The sequence below is a fragment of the Streptomyces sp. NBC_01622 genome (genome assembly GCF_045209635.1).
Taxonomy (GTDB): Bacteria; Actinomycetota; Actinomycetes; order Streptomycetales; family Streptomycetaceae; genus Streptomyces.
Genome location: NZ_CP109293.1, coordinates 798,076 through 817,782 on the forward strand (window position 1 = coordinate 798,076; position 19,707 = coordinate 817,782).

At 71.6% G+C, this 19,707-nt stretch carries 15 protein-coding genes; 9 read left to right on the forward strand and 6 right to left on the reverse strand.

Going from position 1 to position 19,707, the window contains the following annotated elements; all coding sequences use genetic code 11:
- The first annotated feature begins 3 nt into the window (after positions 1 to 3).
- Positions 4 to 753 (forward strand): MBL fold metallo-hydrolase, encoded by a 750-nt coding sequence (locus OH768_RS03645; protein ID WP_406449932.1) that lies wholly within the window; start codon positions 4 to 6, stop codon positions 751 to 753.
- Between the two features lie 9 nt (positions 754 to 762).
- Complete coding sequence (locus tag OH768_RS03650) at positions 763 to 1,998, forward strand: DUF4032 domain-containing protein (RefSeq protein WP_406449934.1); 1,236 nt, start codon at positions 763 to 765, stop codon at positions 1,996 to 1,998.
- 5 nt (positions 1,999 to 2,003) lie between these two features.
- Here the strand turns inward: OH768_RS03650 and OH768_RS03655 are convergent, their stop codons facing one another.
- Entirely contained in the window at positions 2,004 to 3,035 is a 1,032-nt protein-coding gene (locus OH768_RS03655) for a LacI family DNA-binding transcriptional regulator (RefSeq protein ID WP_406449936.1), read from the reverse strand.
- A 157-nt stretch (positions 3,036 to 3,192) separates the two neighbouring features.
- On the opposite strand from OH768_RS03655, the gene OH768_RS03660 reads away from it, so the two are divergent.
- Both OH768_RS03660 and OH768_RS03665 read left to right on the forward strand, forming a co-directional pair.
- Positions 3,193 to 3,978 (forward strand): TIM barrel protein, encoded by a 786-nt coding sequence (locus OH768_RS03660; protein WP_406449938.1) that lies wholly within the window; start codon positions 3,193 to 3,195, stop codon positions 3,976 to 3,978.
- A gap of 127 nt (positions 3,979 to 4,105) precedes the next feature.
- Complete coding sequence (locus OH768_RS03665) at positions 4,106 to 4,501, forward strand: Gfo/Idh/MocA family oxidoreductase (protein WP_406465126.1); 396 nt, start codon at positions 4,106 to 4,108, stop codon at positions 4,499 to 4,501.
- Between the two features lie 238 nt (positions 4,502 to 4,739).
- Here the strand turns inward: OH768_RS03665 and OH768_RS03670 are convergent, their stop codons facing one another.
- Entirely contained in the window at positions 4,740 to 5,612 is an 873-nt protein-coding gene (locus OH768_RS03670) for a universal stress protein (protein ID WP_406449940.1), read from the reverse strand.
- A gap of 175 nt (positions 5,613 to 5,787) precedes the next feature.
- Between OH768_RS03670 and OH768_RS03675 the strand changes: the two genes are divergently transcribed.
- From OH768_RS03675 to OH768_RS03695, 5 genes are all read left to right on the forward strand, one after another.
- A complete protein-coding gene (locus tag OH768_RS03675; protein WP_406449942.1) occupies positions 5,788 to 6,321 on the forward strand; it encodes an RICIN domain-containing protein in 534 nt (177 codons plus the stop codon).
- Between the two features lie 155 nt (positions 6,322 to 6,476).
- Positions 6,477 to 8,153 carry an FAD-dependent oxidoreductase gene (locus tag OH768_RS03680; RefSeq protein WP_406449944.1) on the forward strand — a complete coding sequence of 559 codons (1,677 nt, stop codon included), beginning with the start codon at positions 6,477 to 6,479 and terminating at the stop codon, positions 8,151 to 8,153.
- Positions 8,150 to 9,607, forward strand: a complete 1,458-nt coding sequence (locus OH768_RS03685) for an ATP-binding protein (protein ID WP_406449946.1) — start codon at positions 8,150 to 8,152, stop codon at positions 9,605 to 9,607. Before OH768_RS03680 ends, OH768_RS03685 begins: the two co-directional genes overlap by 4 nt.
- Positions 9,604 to 9,954 (forward strand): UBP-type zinc finger domain-containing protein, encoded by a 351-nt coding sequence (locus OH768_RS03690; protein ID WP_406449948.1) that lies wholly within the window; start codon positions 9,604 to 9,606, stop codon positions 9,952 to 9,954. Before OH768_RS03685 ends, OH768_RS03690 begins: the two co-directional genes overlap by 4 nt.
- A gap of 76 nt (positions 9,955 to 10,030) precedes the next feature.
- Entirely contained in the window at positions 10,031 to 12,994 is a 2,964-nt protein-coding gene (locus OH768_RS03695; RefSeq protein WP_406449950.1) for an AAA family ATPase, read from the forward strand.
- 3 nt (positions 12,995 to 12,997) lie between these two features.
- On the opposite strand, the gene OH768_RS03700 is transcribed toward OH768_RS03695, so the two are convergent.
- From OH768_RS03700 to OH768_RS03715, 4 genes are read right to left on the reverse strand one after another with little or no spacing between them, the layout of a single operon-like run.
- The gene (locus tag OH768_RS03700; RefSeq protein WP_406449952.1) at positions 12,998 to 14,230 is read right to left on the reverse strand and encodes an SGNH/GDSL hydrolase family protein; all 1,233 of its coding nucleotides are present in this window, start codon (positions 14,228 to 14,230) and stop codon (positions 12,998 to 13,000) included.
- A complete protein-coding gene (locus tag OH768_RS03705; RefSeq protein WP_406449954.1) occupies positions 14,227 to 16,593 on the reverse strand; it encodes a glycosyl hydrolase family 95 catalytic domain-containing protein in 2,367 nt (788 codons plus the stop codon). The genes OH768_RS03700 and OH768_RS03705 overlap by 4 nt, the downstream gene beginning before the upstream one ends.
- A gap of 23 nt (positions 16,594 to 16,616) precedes the next feature.
- Positions 16,617 to 18,401: an alpha-galactosidase D gene (locus OH768_RS03710; RefSeq protein ID WP_406449956.1), complete on the reverse strand. Its 1,785-nt coding sequence runs from the start codon at positions 18,399 to 18,401 to the stop codon at positions 16,617 to 16,619.
- Between the two features lie 40 nt (positions 18,402 to 18,441).
- Positions 18,442 to 19,614, reverse strand: a complete 1,173-nt coding sequence (locus tag OH768_RS03715; RefSeq protein WP_406449958.1) for an ROK family protein — start codon at positions 19,612 to 19,614, stop codon at positions 18,442 to 18,444.
- Positions 19,615 to 19,707 lie beyond the last annotated feature (93 nt).

Genomic DNA, 19,707 nt, shown 5'->3' on the forward strand with positions numbered 1-19,707 from the left:
ATCATGCGGGCAGAAGTACGCCAAGTCGCCGACGCCGTCTATCTCGTGCACGGCAGCAACACCAACTGGGTGATCCTCACGGACGGCGACACGGCCGCACTGGTGGACACCGGATATCCCGGGGACCGTGGGCTCGTCCTCGACTCCCTTGAGCAGGTGGGGAGTTCGGCGAAGGCGGTCGTGGCGGTGCTCCTCACCCACGCCCACAACGACCATCTCGGTTCGGCGGAGTACCTGCACAGCGCCCATGGCACGCCCGTCTACGCGCACGAGGCCGAAGTGCCGCACGCCCGCCGGGAGTTCCTGCACCAGGTGACCGTGGGCGACGTGCTGAGGAACGCCTGGCGTCCCGGCGTGCTGCCGTGGGCGGTGCACACGATCCGCTCCGGAGGCATGGAGCAGCATCCGGTCGCCTCGGCCGAGGCGTTCCCGGCCGGGGGCGGTCCGCTCGACCTGCCCGGCCGGCCCCTCCCCGTGCACACCCCCGGCCACACGAGCGGGCACTGCGTGTTCCATCTCCCGGACAGCGGGATCGTGATCTCCGGGGACGCCCTGGTCAGCGGTCATCCGACCTCGCGGATCGAGGGCCCGCAGCTGCTGCCCGGCATGTTCCACCACGAGCGCGACCGTGCCGTCGCCTCGCTGGACGTCCTCGAAGCGCTCGACGCGGACACCCTGCTGCCCGGCCACGGCCCCCTGCACACCGGTCCGATCCGTGAGGCGGCCCGACGCGCCCGCGAACACACGCTCTAGGGTCGCCTCATGGCACTGCAGATCAACGCGACCAACCCCGAGCATCCGGTGCTCCTGCTGGAACTGCCCTGGGACGTTCCGCTGGAGGAGTGGCCCGACGAGTACCTGGTGCCGCTGCCGCGCGGCATCTCCCGTCACGTCGTGCGCTACGCCCGCGCCGGCAGCGAGGTCATAGCCGTCAAGGAGCTGGCGGAACGCCCGGCGCTGCGCGAGTACGAGCTGCTGCGCGACCTGGACCGGCTCGGCATCCCCGCCGTCGACCCCCTCGCCGTGGTCACCGGCCGCGCCGACACGGCCGGCGAGCCGCTGGAACCGGTACTGATCACCCGGCACCTGGGCGGCTCGATGCCGTACCGCTCGATGTTCGAGACGACGCTGCGGCCGGCCACCATGCACCGGCTGATGGACGCGCTGGCCGTGCTGCTGGTGCGGCTGCACCTGGCCGGGTTCGCGTGGGGCGACTGCTCGCTGTCCAACACGCTGTTCCGGCGGGACGCGGGCGCCTACGCCGCGTACCTCGTGGACGCCGAGACCGGCGACCTGCATCCGCGACTCAGCGACGGGCAGCGGGAGTACGACCTCGATCTCGCCCGCGTCAACATCAGCGGGGAGCTGCTCGACCTGGAGGCGTCCGGGGCGCTGCACCCGTCCGTCGACCCGATCGAGTTCGGCATGGAGATCTGCGCCCGCTACCAGGGGCTGTGGGAGGAGCTGACCCGCACCTCGGTGTACCCGGCGGGCAAGTACCACTTCATCGAACGCCGGATCCGGCGCCTGAACGAGCTCGGCTTCGACGTGGCCGAGATGCAGATCGAGCACTCCCCGAACGGCGACACGGTCACCTTCGTGCCGAAAGTCGTCGACGCGGGCCACCATCAGCGCCAACTGCTGCGCCTGACCGGCCTGGACGCCGAGGAGAACCAGGCACGGCGGCTGCTGAACGACCTGGAGTCCTGGATGGCCACCCAGGACGACTACGCCCCGGGCGACCCCCTCGCCGCCCGGCCCGAGGTGCTCGCGCACCGGTGGGTGCGGGACGTGTTCCGGCCCACCGTGCGGGCCGTACCGCTGGAACTGCGCGGCTCGATGGACCCGGCCGAGATCTACCACGAGCTGCTCGAACACCGCTGGTACCTGGCCGAGCGGGCGCAGCACGACATCGATCTGGACACGGTGGTCGAGGACTACATCACCAACATCCTGCCGAAGGTGCGCGAGACCCTGGAGCCTGCCTCGGCGGAGTAGCGGGATCAGTCCGTGCCGGGCGCGCCCGTGGTGCCCCGGACCACGAGCCGCGGTGCGACGACCTGTTCGCCGTCCGGTACGGCCTCGCCGTCGAGGCGGGCGATGGCGCGGCCGACGGCGAGTTCCGCGAGGCGGGGGATGTCCTGGGCAACCGTGGTGAGGTCGATGTGCGCGAGCCGGGACAGGCTGGTGTCGTCGAAACCGACCACGGAGATCTCACCGGGGACGGCGACACCGGCCCGCAGGAAGGTGTCGAGGACGCCCGTGGCGCAGCGGTCGTTGAAGGCGAGGACCGCGCCGGGCCGGGGTTTCTCCGCGAGGAGGGTGCGGGCGGCCCGCGCGCCGTCGTCCTCGGTGAGCCCGCCGGGCAGGACCCGGATGTGCTCGTCGAGGCCGTGGCGGTGCATCGCGGTGCGGTAGCCGCGGCGGCGGTCGGCGGCGCCGGGCGCCCGGCCGCCGTCGATGTGGGCGATGGCGCGGTGGCCGAGCGCCACCAGGTGGTCGACGGCCTGGCGGGCGCCCTCGTCGTCGGCGGTGCGCACGACGTCCACGGCCGGCGGGGCGGGCCGCAGCCGCCGGGCGACCGAGACGACCGGGACCTGGGTGGCGAGGTGCGCGAGGCGGGTGGCCGGGACCTCGGGGCCGAGCAGGACCAGGGCCTCGCACCGGTCGGCGAGCAGCGCCTCCACTGCCTGCCGCTCACCGCGCGTGGGCGCCACCGCGCTGAGGGCCACCTGATAGCCGGCGGGCTCGGCGGCGGCGTAGATGCCCTCCACCAGGTCGGTGTGGAAGGGATGGCGCAGCCCGAACTGCACGCCGAGCAGGCGTGAGCGGTTGCTGCGCAGCACCCTGGCCCGGGTGTCGGGCCGGTAGCCGATCTCCTCGGCGGCCTTGAGCACCCGCTCGCGGGAGGCGGCGCTCGCGCCGTAGGCCCCGCGCATCACGATCGAGACCAGCGCGACGGAGACTCCCGCCCGGGCCGCGACATGGGCCAGGGTGGGCCGCTTGCCGTCGGGGACCTCGGGGGTGGCCGGCACGGGAGTCCTTACGGTCGAGGGGGCGTCGCCTGACGGGATCCTAGCTGCTCGACAGGGTTCTGCAACGTTCTAGAAGCATCCCGGGCGAAGCCTTGACACACGCATCCGGTAATGGCGTACTACTGCCATCTAGAACGTTCTAGAAGGGCGAGCGATCATGTACACGTTGGCGGTCTGTGCCGAGATGGTCTTCCGGGACCTGCCGGTCCACGAGCGGGCGCGGCGCATCCACGAAGCCGGTTTCCAGGTAGAGATCTGGGACTGGACCCGGCACGACCTGGACGCGCTCACGCGCACCCCGGCCGAGTTCTCGTCGATGACGGGCTACATCCGGGGCAGCCTCACCGACGAGGCCGGCGCCACCGAACTCCTGCGCACCGCCGAGGAGTCGGTCAAGGCCGCCGATCAACTCGGCTGCTCCCGGCTGAACTTGCACGGCACCGGCCTGAACTCCGAGGGCCTGCCGGTGGTTCCGGTGCGCGGCGAGCCGACGGGCCCGATGTGGATCGCCGCCCACCGCACCCTGACCCGCCTCGCCGAACTGGGCGAGAGCGCCGGAGTCACCTTCACGCTGGAGAACCTGAACGCCGCGGTCGACCACCCCGGTGTCCCGTTCGCGACGGCCGCCGACACCCTGGCCCTGGTCAAGGCGGTGGACCGCCCCGGCCTGCGGATGAACCTGGACCTGTACCACGCCCAGATCGGCGAGGGGAACCTCATCGAACTCGTCCGCAAGGCGCACCGGTTGGGCCTGATCGGCGAGATCCAGGTGGCGGACGTACCCGGCCGCCAGGAGCCCGGCACCGGCGAGATCAACTACCCTGCGATCGCCCGCGCCCTCGCCGACATCGGCTACGACGGCACGGTCGCGATGGAGGCCTGGGCCTCGGACGACGACAGCGAACGCGCCCTGGACCGCTTCCGCACCGCGTTCACGACCTGACCCGCCCCGGCACCCACACGGCTTTCACGGCTTCAGGGAGGACTCGCATGAGCCTCCAACTGCCCCTGGCCATCGGCCTGGTGAGCGCGGGCCGCATGGGCTCCTTCCGTGCCGAGACCCTCGCCGACTGCCCGCCGTCCGCCTCGCCGCCGTCGCCGACCCGGCCTCGGGCGCCACGCGGAACCCGGCCGACCGGCTCGACTGCCCCACCGCGTACACGGAGATCGGCGACCTGTTCGCGGACCCGGCGGTCGACGCGGTGGTGATCGCGACACCGGCCCGCACCCATGCCGACCTGGTCGAGGCGGCGGCACGCGCCGGCAAGGCCGTCTGCTGCGAGAAGCCGATGGCGACCACCCTCGCGGACGCCGACCGCGCCATCGCCGCCGCCGAGGCGGGCGTGCCGCTCCAGGTCGGCTTCAACCGTCGCTACGACGCCGGATTCCGGGCCGCGCACGAGAAGGTGGCTACGGGCGCCATCGGCACCCCGCAGTTGCTGCGCTCCCTCACCCGCGACCCGTAGCTGGCCGACCCCTCCCCCATCCCGCCGTGGACGATCTTCCTGGAATCCCTCATCCACGACTTCGACACCCTGCGCTACCTCAACCCCGGCGCCGAACCGGTCGAGGTCTTCGGCTCGGCGGGCATGCTGACCATGGGCGACATCCGGCGCACCCATCCTGACGTCCTACGGCGCCGACGGCATCGCGGCCGAGACGATCGCCTACGACCACGACCTGTTCCACGAGGCGCATCTGAGGTCAGGGAGCGGGCACCACGACCACCGGGCACTCCGCGTGGTGCAGCACCCCGTGCGCGACCGAGCCGATCCGCGCGCCCACCGCCGTTCGGTGGGCGCGCCGCCCGACGACCACCAACTGCGCCCGCCCGGCCACCGACAGCAGCGCCTGCCCCGCGCTGCCCATCTCGACGTGCTCGACGACGGGCACGTCGGGGAAGCGCTCCCGCCACGGCTCCAGCGCCTCGGCGAGCGCCTTCTTCTCGTACGGTTCCAGACCGCCGGCCTCGTCGAGGAGCTTCATGGAGCCCGGACTGTAGGCGAACACGGGCGGCAGGGTCCATGCCCGCACAGCCCGCACGGTGGCGCCACGTGCCGCCGCCGTCCCGAAGGCGAAGCCGAGCGCGGCGGCGCTGTCCTCCGGGTCCCCGTGCTGCCCCACGACGATCTCGCGCCCACCGGCCTCCCCGGACGCCTCGTCCCCGGCACGCACGAGCACGACGGGCCGTACGGCGTCGGCGATCACCTGCTGTCCGACGGAACCGAGCAGGAAGCCCACGACGGGCCCGTGCCCGCGCGAACCGAGCACCAGCAGTTCGGACTCGGCAGCGGCGGCGGTCAGGGTATCGACGGGGTCGCCCTCCAGAACGTCGGTGGTCACGTCCAGGCCCGGGTGGCGCTCGGCGAGCCTCCGGGCGGCCTCGGCCGCCGCGTCCCGCACCCAGCGGTCCTGGGTCTCCCGGTCCCCCGTGTCGAGGGCCTGGTGCTCCTCGTACCGCCACACGTGCACCACGCGCAGCGCCAGCCCCCGCCGTACGGCCTCCCGGCCCGCCCAGGCGAGCGCGGCGAGACTCTCCGCCGATCCGTCGACCCCTGCCGTGATCGGGCGTGTCATCCCGTGGCCTCCCTGTGTTGCGGTCACCTGTGTCGGACCCAGTCTTCACCACGCTGCCGCCAGGACGGCGTTCGTGAGGGGTCGGCCCCCTGTTCCGATGAACGGAACAGGAGGTGACAGTCCACTCACGGCGGGTCACACTCCACGCGTCCCGAACAGCTCACATGGGGGAAAAATGAACAATGTCCGAAGGCGCACAAGAGTCCTGCTGGCCACCCTGGCGGCCGTGATGATCAGTTGTTGGGGCATCGTCGACGCCTGGGCCGCCGACGCCCCGTCGGCCGGTCTGGCCGCTCCGGCAGTGGCCGGCTCGTATTTCAAGGTGGTCAACCGGTACAGCGGCAAGTGCATGGACATCAAGCAGGAGGAACGCCCGTTGGGGGCCCACGTCCAGCAGTACGACTGCACCGGAACGGACAACCAGTTGTGGACGGCGGTCCCCACCGGTGACGGCTACTACTTCCTGGTGAGCAAGCAGAGCGGCCTGTGCATGGCCCAGTTCGCCGGCGTCCTCTGGATGCTCAACTGCAACGGCGTGACCAGTCAGCAGTGGAGCGCGGTGGCCGCGGGATTCGAGTGGAACGAGCTGCACCATCGCAGCAGCGGTCTGTGCGCGTACGCGACCGGCACGGGCAACCTCGCGCTGGAAGAGCTGACGCCCTGCTCCGCCGGCTCGTTCAGCCAGCACTGGCAGTTCGTCACCGTATGACGAGGTGAGCCGCGCCGCGCTCCCGGCGCCGCCGCGGCCCCGGTATCGGGTGTACCGGAGCGAAGCGGGGCGATCGAACATACGATGGTCGGGAGCCGGCGCGGTGACAACGGCGCCGCCGTGCCGTGAAGCCGACCACTCGGGGTGGGAGACGTATGGCACAGGCCGCCGAATCCGCGCGGACCGTCATCATGACCGTGGACGACGATCCGGGAGTTTCCCGTGCCGTCGCCCGTGACCTGCGGCGGCGGTACGGCGAGTCGTACCGGATCGTGCGCGCAGAGTCGGGCGAGTCCGCGCTGGACGCGCTGCGCGAGCTGAAGCTGCGCGGGGATCTCGTGGCCGTGATCCTGGCGGACTACCGCATGCCGCAGATGAACGGCATCGAGTTCCTGGAGCAGGCCCTCGATGTGTACCCCGGCGCGCGTCGGGTGCTGCTGACCGCGTACGCGGACACCGACGCGGCGATCGACGCGATCAACGTCGTGGACCTCGACCACTATCTGCTGAAGCCCTGGGACCCGCCCGAGGAGAAGCTCTACCCGGTCCTCGACGACCTCCTGGAGGCGTGGCGGAACAGCGACTACCGGCCCGTGCCCGCCACCAAGGTGGTCGGACACCGCTGGTCGGCGCGCTCCTCGGACGTACGGGAGTTCCTGGCCCGCAACCAGGTGCCGTACCGCTGGTACTCGGCGGACAGCCCGGAGGGACTGCGGCTGCTGTCCGCCGCCGGGGAGGACGGGCAGCGGCTGCCGCTCGTCATCACCGCCGACGGGTCGGTGCTGGTCGAGCCGGAGGCACCCGAGCTGGCCGCGGAGGTGGGGCTCGCGACCACACCCACGGCCGACTTCTACGACCTCGTCGTCATCGGCGGCGGACCGGCCGGGCTGGGCGCGGCCGTGTACGGCGCCTCGGAAGGGCTGCGGACCGTCCTCGTGGAGCGGTCGGCGACCGGCGGGCAGGCCGGGCAGAGTTCGCGGATCGAGAACTACCTCGGCTTCCCGGACGGCGTGTCCGGGGCCCAACTCACCGACCGGGCAAGGCGGCAGGCCACCAAGTTCGGTGCCGAGATCCTCACCGCGCGCGAGGTCACGGGGCTGGAGGCCAGCGGGTCGGCGCGGGTGGTGCATTTCGCGGACGGTTCGGCGGTCGCCGCGCACTCCGTGATCCTGGCGACCGGCGTGTCCTACCGGCAGCTGGAGGCACCCGGCACACCCGACCTGACGGGCTGCGGGGTCTACTACGGTTCGGCGCTGACCGAGGCCGCCTCCTGCCAGGGGCACGACGTGTACATCGTCGGCGGCGCCAACTCGGCGGGGCAGGCGGCGATGTATCTGGCCCGGGGCGCCAAGTCGGTGACCCTGCTGGTGCGCGGGCCCTCGCTGGCCGCGTCGATGTCGTACTACCTGATCCAGCAGATCAACGAGGCGGAGAACATCTGCGTGCGCACCGGCACGGTCGTCGACGCCGCGCACGGATCCGACCACCTGGAGCAGCTCACGCTGCGCGACACGGAGAGCGGGACGACCGAACTCGTCGACGCGCAGTGGATGTTCGTGTTCATCGGCGCGGCCCCGCTGACCGACTGGCTGGACGGCGCGGTGCTGCGCGACGAGCGCGGGTTCATCCTGGCCGGGCCCGACCTCAGCGCGGACGGAAAGCCGCCCGCGGGCTGGGAGTTGGACCGGTCGCCGTACCACCTGGAGACAAACATCCCCGGCGTGTTCGTGGCGGGCGACGCGCGCGCCGAGTCCGCGAAACGCGTCGCGTCCGCCGTCGGAGAGGGAGCCATGGCCGTGATGCTCGTCCACCGCTACCTGGAGCAGTCATGAGCGGGCAGGTGCTGCCGTGCAGCCCGCAGGAGATCGGCACGCTGTTCCTGTTCGAGAAGCTGACGCCGGAGCAGCTCGGCAGGCTGTGCTGCGACGGGCAGGTGGAGCAGTTCGAGGCCGGGCCCGTCTACACCGAGGGCGATCCCGCCACCTGCTTCTACGTGATGATCGAGGGCACCGTGGTGCTGTCGCGCCGCGTCGGCGAGGACGACGTGGAGGTCGCGCGCACCTCGCAGCGCGGGGTGTACACGGGCGCCATGCAGGCCTACATCGGGGACCGGGTGCAGCAGGTGTACCTCAACTCGATGCGGGTGACGGAGCCGACGCGGTTCTTCGTGCTGCCCGCCGAGACCTTCGCGGCCATCATGAGCGAGTGGTTCCCGATGGCGGTCCATCTGCTGGAGGGGCTCTTCTTCGGCCAGAAGAGCAGCCAGTTGGCGATCAGCCAGCGTGAACGGCTGCTGGCGCTGGGCTCGTTGTCGGCCGGGCTCACGCACGAACTCAACAACCCCGCCGCCGCTGCCGTCCGGGCCACCTCGACGCTGCGGGAGCGGGTGGCGAAGATGCGGCACAAGCTGCGCGTCATCTCCTCGGGACCGTACTCGCGCGAGGACCTCGCCAACCTCATCGACATCCAGGAGCGCACGGCCGAACGGGTCGCCAAGGCACAGACGTTGAGCCCACTGGAGGCCTCGGACCGCGAGGACCAGCTCACGGACTGGCTCGACGACCACGGTGTCACGGAGTCCTGGCAGATCGCGCCGACGTTCGTGCAGGCCGGACTCGACGTCGAGTGGCTCGACCAGATCGCGGCGGCCGTCGACGAGGAGACCCTGCCGGGCGCGATCGGCTGGCTCAACTACACGGTCGAGACAGAGCTGTTGATGACGGAGATCGAGGACTCCACGACCCGCATCTCCAACCTCGTGGGCGCCGCGAAGCAGTACTCGCAGCTGGACCGTGCCCCGTACCAGGTCGCCGATGTGCACGAACTCCTCGACAGCACCCTGCTGATGCTCGGCGGCAAGGTCGGCGACCGCATCAAGGTCGTCAAGGAGTACGACCGTACGCTCCCGAAGATCCCCGCCTACCCGGCCGAGCTCAACCAGGTGTGGACGAACCTCATCGACAACGCGGTCTCCGCCATGAACAGCGCGGGCGGCGAAGGCACGTTGACGGTGCGGACGGCGCTGGTGCGCGATCAGCTGATGGTGGAGTTCCGTGACACGGGGCCCGGTGTCCCGGCGGAGATCCGCAGCCGTATCTTCGATCCGTTCTTCACCACCAAGCCGGTGGGCGAGGGCACGGGCCTCGGTCTGGACATCTCCTGGCGGATCGTCGTCAACAAGCACCACGGCACTCTCCAGGTGGAGTCGGTACCGGGCGACACCCGCTTCCAGGTCCTGCTCCCCCTCACCGCCACGGACAACGAGACGCCCGAGGAGTCCGCATGAACGACATCACCGGAATCGACCCCAGTGTTCCGCCGAGCGGTGCGGGCTGCGTGGAGTGCGACGCGGCCCAGGGCTGGTGGTTCCACCTCCGACGGTGTGCGCAGTGCGGTCACGTCGGCTGTTGCGACGACTCCCCCGCCAAGCACGCCACGGCCCACTACCAGTCCACGGGCCACCCGTTCATCCAGAGCTACGAGCCGGGCGAGGACTGGTTCTGGAACTTCAGCACCTCCGAGCTGTACGACTCCGGTCCCGAGCTCACCGCCCCGGTGAGCCACCCGAAGGACCAGCCGGTGCCGGGTCCGGCGGGACGCGTGCCGGCGAACTGGGCCGAGACGCTGCGCTGAGCGGAGCCGCCGGGCGGGGACCGTCTCCCGCTCGGCGGCCAGGTGCGCTGTCGGTGGCGCGTGCCAGGATGGGGGCGTGTCGCAATCCGTAGCAGCAGCGCCGCTCATCGGCCGGGACGAGGAAGTCTCCCGCCTCGCCGGTGTGCTGGAGCGCGCCCGCGCGGGTACGGCCGGGGCGGTGCTGATCGCCGGGGACGCGGGCGTCGGCAAGACCCGGGTCCTGGACGAGGTGGCGGGGCGGGCGGCGGACGCCGGCATGACCGTCCTGACCGGGCACTGTGTCGACCTCGGTGACGTGGGGCTGCCGTATCTGCCGTTCACCGAGATCCTCGGAGCACTCGCCGGCGACGACCGCTTCGCCGCCGCCCTGGCCGCGCATCCGGCGGTCGACCGGCTGCTCGGCGCCGGCACCGACGCGGCCCGGGACGCGGGCGGCCGACTGCGCCTCTTCGAGGGCATCGCCGGACTGCTGGCCGACCTCTCCGACATCGCTCCCCTGCTCCTGGTCCTGGAGGACCTGCACTGGGCCGACCAGTCCTCCCGCGACCTGCTCCGCTTCCTGCTCAGCCGGGGCATCCTCCAGCGCCCGGCGGGCGGCGCGCCCACCCACCGCCTCGCGGTCTTCGCGTCGTACCGCGCGGACGACCTTCACCGCCGCCATCCCCTACGGCCCCTGCTGGCCGAGTTGGTGCGGCTGCCCGCCGTGGAGCGCCTGGAGCTGCGGCCCATGGGGGACGCGGAGGTGGCCCGGCTGGTGCGCGCGCTGCGCACGGGCCCGGTGCCGGACGGCACGGTCCGCCGGATCGTGGAGCGAGCCGAGGGAAACGCCTTCTACGCCGAGGAGTTGCTCGCGGCCACCGACATGGAGGCGGGCGGGGTGCCCAGCGGTCTGACCGACGTCCTGCTGATCCGTTTCGAGCAACTCTCGGACACCGCCCAGCAGGTGCTGCGCACGGCCGCCGTCGCCGGGCGCCGCGTCGAGTACGACCTGCTGCGGGACGCGGTCCAACTCCCCGAGGACGAGCTGGAGTCGGCGCTGCGGGAGGCCGTCGAGCGGCAGCTCCTGGTGCCCTGGCACGGCGACACGTACTCCTTCCGGCACGCCCTCGCCCGCGAGGCGGTGTACGCGGATCTGCTCCCCGGCGAGCGCTCCCGGCTGCACGGCTCGTTCGCCCGCCTCCTCGCCGGGCGCGGCCACCCCGCCGAGAGCGCGGCCGAGCGCGCCCACCACTACCGCGAGAGCCACGATCTGGCGGAGGCGCTGGCCGCCTCCCTGGAGGCCGCCGACCACGCCCAGCGCGTGGGCGCGCCCGCCGAGGAGCTACGGCATCTCGAAACCGCCCTCGACCTGTGGCGGTCGGTCGACCCGGCGGCCCGGCCCGCCGGCGAGGGCATCGACAGCGTGACCCTCACCCTGCGGGCCTCGGCCGCGGCGGCGCACGCAGGGGACGCGCACCGAGCGGTCTCCCTCACCCGGTCCGCGCTCGCCGGGATCGGCCAGGACACCGACTCCGAGCTGGCCGCCCGGGTCCGCTACACCCTGGCCGGCAATCTCATGGGCGTCGACAGCCTCACCGCCGCGTTCGCCTACAGCAGCGAGGCCCTCGCGATGATCCCCGCCGAGCCGCCCTCGCGGACCTGGGTGTGGGCGGCGGCCACCCATGTACTGACAGCACGTCAGGTCGGGGAGGACGAGATCGCGCTGCGGGTCGCCCGGCAGGCCCTGCGCATCGCCGAGGAACTCCAACTGGTCGATGCCCGGGCCGATCTGCTGATCTCGCTGGCCACGCTCGAAAGGGGCGGCCGGCGCACGAAGGAGGGCCGCGAGCGGCTCGCCCAGGCCCGCGAGCTGGCGCGGCAGGCCGGGCACGCGAACGTGGAGATGCGCGCCCTGTTCCATCTGGCCATCGGCAATTTCGAGTCCGGGCACCTGGAGGAGTCCCTGCCCTGGCTCACCGAGGGACTGGACCGGGCCCGTCGCGCCGGGCTGCTGTCCTCGCCGTATCCGCTGGAGATGCGCTATCTCCAACTCCTGGTGCTGTACACGCTCGGTCGCTGGGACGAGTGTGAGAAGGCCGCCACGAGCGACGCGAAGGTGTTGCCGCGGGCGGGCGGCTTCACCATGGGACCCGCGCTGTATGTCGCCCTGGCGCGTGGCGACTTGAGGGCCGCCGACCGGGCGCGTGCCCTGCTGGAGGGGCCGTTCGACTGGATGGCGGCCATGGTGGCGGGCATCGTACTGACCGACGCGGGCGGCTTGCGGAACGACCCGGAGGCGGCCGTGGAAGCGGTGCGCGCGACGGTCGCTGCGCTCACCGACGATTCCGGCCGGCGTCCCGACCTCGCGGTCCGGCTCGCCGCCCTCGCCCTCGCCCCGGTCGCCGACCGGGCCGCCGCGCTGCGGCTGACGGGTGACGAGGCGGGGGTGCGCCGCTGGACGGAGACCGCGACGGAACTCGTCGGGCTGGCGCAGGCCGTGGCGGAGGAGGGCGACGGCCACCGGCCGCAGGGGCCGGAGGGAATGGCCTGGCTGGCGCGCGCCGAGGCGGAGTGGACGCGGGCGACCACGGGACCGGACGCGGCGGCCTGGGAGAAGGCGGTGACCGCGTTCGGCTACGGCGATGTCTACGAACGGGCGCGCTGCCAATTCCGGTTCGCCGAAGCCCTGTTGGCGGCCGACCGGCGCGAGGAGGCCGCCGCCCAGGCACGTGCGGCCCGGGAGACGGCCGCCCGGCTCGGTGCCGCGCCCCTGCTCGCGCGGCTGGACATCCTCGTCCGCCGTGGCCGCCTCGGCGACCCGGCGGCGGCCGGCGGGGAGCGCCCCTCGCCGCTGACGGCCCGTGAGCAGGACGTGCTGCGGCTGCTCGCGCTCGGCCGCAGCAACCGCCAGATCGGCGAGGAGCTGTTCATCACCGGCAAGACGGCGAGCGTCCATGTCTCCAACATCCTCGCGAAGCTGGGCGCCGCGAGCCGTACGGAGGCGGTGGCGATCGCCTACCGGCAGGGTCTGATCACCCCGGAGGCGACGGCGTCCGGCTGAGGTTCACCGCCCGCAGTCGAGACCGGCGAGGTCGACCGCGTCGGCCATGGCCTGCATCCCCTTGTCGTTGGGGTGCAGATGGTCTCCGCTGTCGAAGAAGGGCAGCATCCTTTCCTGGTCGTAGGGGCTGCGGAGGATGTGGTCGAAGTCGGTGACGGCGTCGAACTCCCCGCTGTCCTTGATGAATTGGTTCACCTCCTGGCGTACCGCCTCGCCCGCCTGGTCCCATTCGGACCAGCCCTCGTACGGTCCGACCGTGGCGCCGACGACACACTTCCCGGCGGCGTGCGCCCGGGCGATGATCTCGCGGTAGCCGGCGATCAGGTCCTTCGCGGTGACGCCGCTGTGGGCCTTGATGTCGTTGACCCCTTCGAACAGGAACACCGTGCGGACACCGGGCTGCGACAGGACGTCCCGCTGCAGCCGTGCGAGGGCGCTCTGCCCGGCGCCGTCCGCGAGCACCTTGTTGCCGGAGATCCCTTCGTTCGCCACCCCTTTGACGGCCGTGCCGGCGTGCTGGAGCCGGCGGGCCAGATAGTCGGGCCAGCGCCGGTTCTGGTCCGTCGTGGTCGCCCAGCCGTCCGTGATGGAGTCGCCGAGGGCGACCACGGCGCCGGTGTCCGCGCCGGTCCGTACGGTGACGGCGTCGAGGTAGTACCAGGAGCCGATGGTGTCGGTCCAGGCGGCACCGCTCTCCTCGGACGTGTGGTCGCCCTGGGTCGCGTACGACGTCTGCATGGCGAGTCCGTGACCGGTCGCCGGGCCCGCCGCGTCCGGGCTGTGGATGCTGACCACCAGGTTGGTGGCAGCGGTCAGTGCGCCGGTCAGCGGGTCGCTGTACGCGGTCGCCCCGGCGGGGACGGTGACCGACCGTCCGCCGCCGAAGGTGAGCCGCCGGTTGGAACGGGGCACCAGCGCGGCGCCCTCCTTCTGCACGCCCGCGTAGACGCTGTCGAAGGTCACCGGCCGGTCGCCGAAGGCGTTGGAGAGCCGGATCCGCAGCCCGCCGCCCGCGACACTGGTGTGCACGATCAGGCGGTAGCCGCGGCCGGCCACTCCGTCGCCCACGCGGTCGGCGCTCGCTCCCCAGGTGACGACGGTGTGCGAGCCGCCCGAGGCCGTCGCCACTGTAGGGGCGGTGGGCTCCGACCGTGCCTGTGCGGGCACGGTCTGGAGAGTCACGGCCATCATCAGGAGAGCCAGCCCACGGCTTAACCGTGCCCGTCGGGCCGTCACCGGGCGAAGTCCCGCAGCGTGACGGACGCGCCCGGTGTCAGCCGCACCGTCTGTGTGCTGGTGCCGAAGGCCACCGTCGTGGTCCGGCCGTTGATGCTGCGGATCTTCACCTCGGTCGGCTTCCCGTTCTTCCAGTGGAGGTCCACGACGAAGCCGCCCCGGGCGCCGACTCCGGTGACGGACCCGGACGCGGCCCATGCGTCGGGGAGGGCCGGGAGGAGTTCCAGATGCCCGGGGCGGGAGTAGAGGAGCATCTCGATCATCGCGGCGGGGGTGCCGAAGTTGGCCTCGATCTGGAAGATGCCGCGGCCCACCTCGACCTGGTAGATGTCGAAGAGGTTGGAGGCGGTGCCGTTGCTGCCGTCGGTGGACGGGCGGAGGTTGTTGACGACCAACTGGTAGGCCTTGTCGGCGTTCTTGAGCCGCGACCAGCACAGGCTGCGCCAGGCGTTGGCCCAGCCGAAGCTCTCCATGCCACGGGCGGTGAGCAGGGCGGTGGCGCCGTCGACGATGTCCTTCGGGGTGGAGCCGTCGGGGCGGATGCGGTCGCCGGGGAAGAGTCCGATGAGCGGGGACAGGTGCCGGTGTGTGGTCTCCCCGAGGTTGTCCGGGGACATCCACTCCTCCAGCCAGCCCGTCTTGGGGCTGACCACCGGGAGGTACAGCTTCTTGCGGAGTCCCGCGATCGTGCCCGCGTATGCGGTGTCCTGCTTCAACTCGGCTGCCGCGACGCAGTAGTTGCCGAACAGCGCCCACACCAGTTCCTGGGCGTAGGTGATGCCCTTCGCGTCGAGCGGGCCCTGCTCGGGCGACCAGTCGCTGTCGGCGATCAGCACCTCCTTCGAGCTGCCGGGCAGCGTCGTGGTGAGCAGCCGCGCCTCCCAGAACTCGACGGCGCCCTTGAGGAGCGGGTAGATCTTCGTGAGGTGGGCGCGTGAGCCCGTGAACTCGTAGTGCTCCCAGAGGGTGTTGCTCAGCCAGGCGTTGCCGGCCGGGTGCCACCACCAGCCTCCGCCGCCGTAGGGGTTGGTGGAGATGGCGACGGTCCAACCGGCGTTCTTTCCGCTGGAGTTGCGGTAGCGGTTGCGGGAGTCGTTGAAGAGTCTGCGGGTGACGTCGGTCCAGTCGGGGAGCTGGGCGACGCAGTAGTCGGTGAACGCGTCGAAGCACTGGGAGAGTCCGGCGCGGTCGGCCATCCAGTAGTTCATCTGGATGTTGATGTCGGTGTGGTAGTCGCCCATCCAGTCGGGGTCGTTGCCGTCGAGCCAGTTCCCCTGGAGGCCCATCGGCAGACTCCCCCGGGAGCCGGCGATCATCAGATACCGGCCGAACTGGAGGTAGGAGGCTTCGAGTTCGGGGTCGGGCTCGCCGTCGCGGGCCCGGGCCTGGATGCGCTCCCAGGTGTCCAGGGCGCGCTGGTCGGCGGACGAGGTGCCGAGCGAGATGCCCAGCTGTCCGAACAGAGCGCCGTGGTCGGCGACATGGGTGTGCAGCAGGGTGGCCGCCGTGTGCTTGGCGGCTGCGCTCACCTTGGTGCGGGCCAGCTTCTGCGGGTCGAGGGACGGATCGCGGTAGTGGGCCGCCGCGTTGGGCGCGTAGTTGGTGCCGCCGCTCAGCACGACGGTGACGTCCTTGCAGCCGGAGAACGCGACGCGCGAGCCGTTCACGGTGACGCTGCCGCCGGTGCCGTACGCGGTGACGGCGGCGCCGTAGCGCAGGCCGTTGGCCAGGGTGCCGCCGAACGAGCGGGCGTCCGTGGCCGGTTCGCCGTGCGTGCCTGCCAGGTCGACGGTGCCGGTGTAGCGTCCGCCGCCGTTCTGGGTGAAGTGCAGGACGATCACGTCGTCGGGGCGGCTGGCGAACAGCTGCCGCTGGTACGTCACTCCGGAGCGGACGTACGAGGTGGTCGCCACGCCCTGTTCCAGGTCGAGGGCGCGGCGGTAGCCGGAGACCGCGCCCAGGTCGTGGTCGGGGATGTCGACGGTGAGCCGGGCCAGCAGGGTGAGGGAGCCGAAGTCGGCGCGGCCGTAGGGGAATTGGCCGTCCGAGTCGAGGGTGTCGTTGAGGCCGCCGGTCCACATGGTGGCGTCGGTGACGAGGAGTACCTCGTGGCCGGGGTCGTTGCCGGCGAGGGCGCCGAGGCGGCCGTTGCCGACGGGGAGGCCCTGTTCGATCATCGAGTTGTCGTCGGCGGGGGCCTGCCACCACAGGCTGTTGCGTGAAGTGCCGCCGCTGTACGCGGTGTTGGCGGGTCGCTCGGGTGCGGCGGAGGCGGTGAAGGCGGGCAGGCCGGCGAGGGCGCCGGTGGCCGCGGCGAGGGCGAGCAGATTGCGTCTGGGCAGGTCGGGCAGTGCACTGGACATGATGGGTCTCCGCAAAGGTCGGCTCAGGAGGAGGACTTGGGCACGTCGATCCGGTCGATGTCCGGTGCGTAGCTCGAACCGCTGTCGAAGGTGATGGTGTTCGCGCCCGCCTTCAACGTCACCGGCACGCTGACCGATCCGACGGTCCCCCAGTCGCCGGTGGACGGGAACTTGTGGCCGGTGGCGCCGTTGCCGTTCGCGGAGACGGCGACCGAGCGTGAGTCGCCGCTGACGTAGGCGATCTTCACCTGGTAGGTGCCGGCCTTGGCGGCGACGACGTTGTTGACGGTGAGCTTGCCGCCGAGGTAGAGGTTGCCGACCTTGTGGGCGCCGGAACAGGCCGAGCAGTCCGCGATGTTGGCGTTGCCGCCGAGGGTGTTGGTGGTGGCCTCGGCCTCGTAGGCGGTGGAGGTGACGGCGCTGCCGTGCGGGGTGACGGTGAAGAGGCGGGAGCCGTGGGCGGGCAGGGCCTGGGTCACCTTGTTGGTGTAGGAGCCGAGGTCCTCGTGGTTCCAGAGGTCACGGACATCGGCCTTGCCGGTGAAGCCGAGGGCCGTCCAGTTCGCGGAGACGGCGGCGGGGGCACTGGCGAGGTTGAACAGGGCGACGGTGTAGGTGCCGTTGGGGTTCTTGGCGGCCCACACCTGCTGGGCGTCGGACGGGGTGACGGGGCGGGCGGGCGGCGCGTCGCTCTGGTCTACGGCGATGACCTCACGGTTGGTGAGCAGGGAGAGGCCGTAGTCGTCGAGCTGGGTGAGGTCGTCGCCGGTGAACAGCGGGGACTTGGCGACGGCCCAGAGGGTGGCGTAGCTCTGGCGTTCCGCCTTGGTCAGGCCGTCCATCGAGCCGTTGCCGACGTCGAGGGAGTCGAGGTCGTTCCAGCCGCCGGGGCCCGCCTTGTCGGTCCAGGCGGGGGCGTCGTCCCAGCGGTCGTCGACCGAATTCTCCCAGCTGACAAGGGTGTTGCAGTAGCACTCGACGTCGGTGTCGATGCGCCAGCCGTTGGAGTACTTCTTCCAGTCGGCGGCGTGCCCGTAGTCGAGGGACCAGGAGAGTTCGAGGTGGATGGGGCGTCCGGTGGCGGTGATGGCCTTGTTCCAGGCGGCCACGTCGGCAACGTTGTCGTATTGATCACCGCTCTTGCCCGAACCGGGGCCGACACCGTCCAGCTTGAGGAAGTCGTAGCCCCAGCCGGCGATCAACTGGGCCTGGGAGTCGATGTACTTCTGGGCGCAGGGCCGCGAGAAGTCGATCTTGTATGCGCTGTCCCAGCCGTTGGTGGTGCGCAGGTCGCTGTAGACGATGTCGGCGGTGGTGCAGCCGTCGGCGTTCCAGATGGGCGTCTTCCCGTCGCCGTAGGCCCCCTTCTCCAGGCCCGCGGGCAGGTAGATGCCGGCCTTGAGGCCCTTGGAGTGGATGCGGTCGGCGACGGCCTTCATGCCGCTGGGGAAGCGGACCGGGTCGGCCTTCTGGCGCCCGTACTCGTCGAATCCGGACTTCCAGGTCTTGTCCATCCACCAGCCGGCGTCGATGTTGACGTGGTCGTAGCCGTACTTCTTCAGCTTGCTCGCGAGCGCGTCGGTCTGCTTGTTGACGTTCGCCTCGGTGAGGTAGCTGTAGTCGCCGTCCGGGTTGAGGCCGGGGTACTTGGACGACTGCATGCTCCAACTCGACCAGCCCATATAAGGCTTGGCCGCGACGGCCGGCGCGGTGTCCGCGTGCGCGGTGGGGAGGTGGGTGGCGAAGCCTGCGGTGAGGGCCAGGACCACCATGGCTCTCAGGGCGCGAACGGGCGTGAGGGAGTACATCGTTGGGCTCCTCGTGCGGGTCGGAGGGTGATCGTGCGGGCTAGTCGGCGGCTCGGATGAAGGACTGGATCGCGGTGGCGGCGGCCCCGCGCGCCCACTCGTCGAAGGGCAGCGGGCGGGTGCGTACGTCGCAGCGGGCGGCGGAGCCGAAGGCTGCCTCGGCGAAGGAGTCGCGGATCTGCTCGGCGAACAGGTCGTAGGCGGCGAGCCCTTCGCCGGAGATGATCACGCGTTCGGGGCCGAGCAGGTTGGCCACGGTCGCGATGCCCCGGCCGATCGCCTCCCCGGCCCGCGCGTAGACCTCGCGGGCTCCGGCGTCGCCCCGGTGGGCGAGGGCCACGGCTTCTGAGGTGTCGGCGACCTGAACCCCCGTCACCTCGCGGACGCGGGCGACGATCGCGGCGTCCCCGGCGATCGCCTCGACGCAGCCGCGGTTGCCGCAGTGACAGCGGGGCCCGGCGGGATCGACGACGACATGGCCGATCTCGCCCGCGACGCCGTGGGCACCGGCGACGACCCGGCCGTGCACGACCAGTCCGCAGCCGATGCCCGCGCCGACGGTCACCACGGCGAAGTCCGTGAGACCGGCGCCGGCGCCGAACCACTGCTCGGCGACGGTCAGCGCACGCACGTCGTTGTCGACGGTGACCGGCAACCCCGTTGTCATGGCGGCCAGTTCGGCTAGCGGTACGTCACGCCACTCCAGGAACGGCGAGTAGCGGACGACCCCTTCGCCGCGGTCCACGTCGCCGGAGACCGCGAGGCCGAGGCCGACCACCTGGATGCCCAACTCGTCCGCCTCGGTGCGGAGTTCCTGGGCCAGGTCCGCGATCGACGCCAGCACCGCCCGGGGGTCGCGGTCGGTCAGCGGCACATGGCGGGCGACCCGGATGCGGCAGCACAGGTCGGTGAGGACGCCGATGATCTCGTCGCCGGTCACCTTGACCCCGATGAACAGCGCGCGCCCGCCGTCGACCCGGACGAGGTTCGCGGGCCGCCCCAGCGCCGGGGGCGCGTCCTGGTCGGCACCCTCCGCCAGGTACCCCGCCTCGATCAGCGGCCGGACCGCCTTGGTCACGGCCGCCGCCGACAGCCCGGCCCGGCGGGCCACCTCAAGTCGGGTGAGGGGGCCGTGGGACAGCACGGTCGTGAACACCTGTGAGGCGGCCGGCGTGTGGGCCGGGAACGACTCCGTGTGGGGGATCGAGCGCATGGCCGGAACCTAGATGCCTTCTTTTCCGTCGTCAATGAAAGAAGCAGGATTCGTCCGGTCCAAGTTGACGGCAGGTCTAACGGAGCCGCCCGC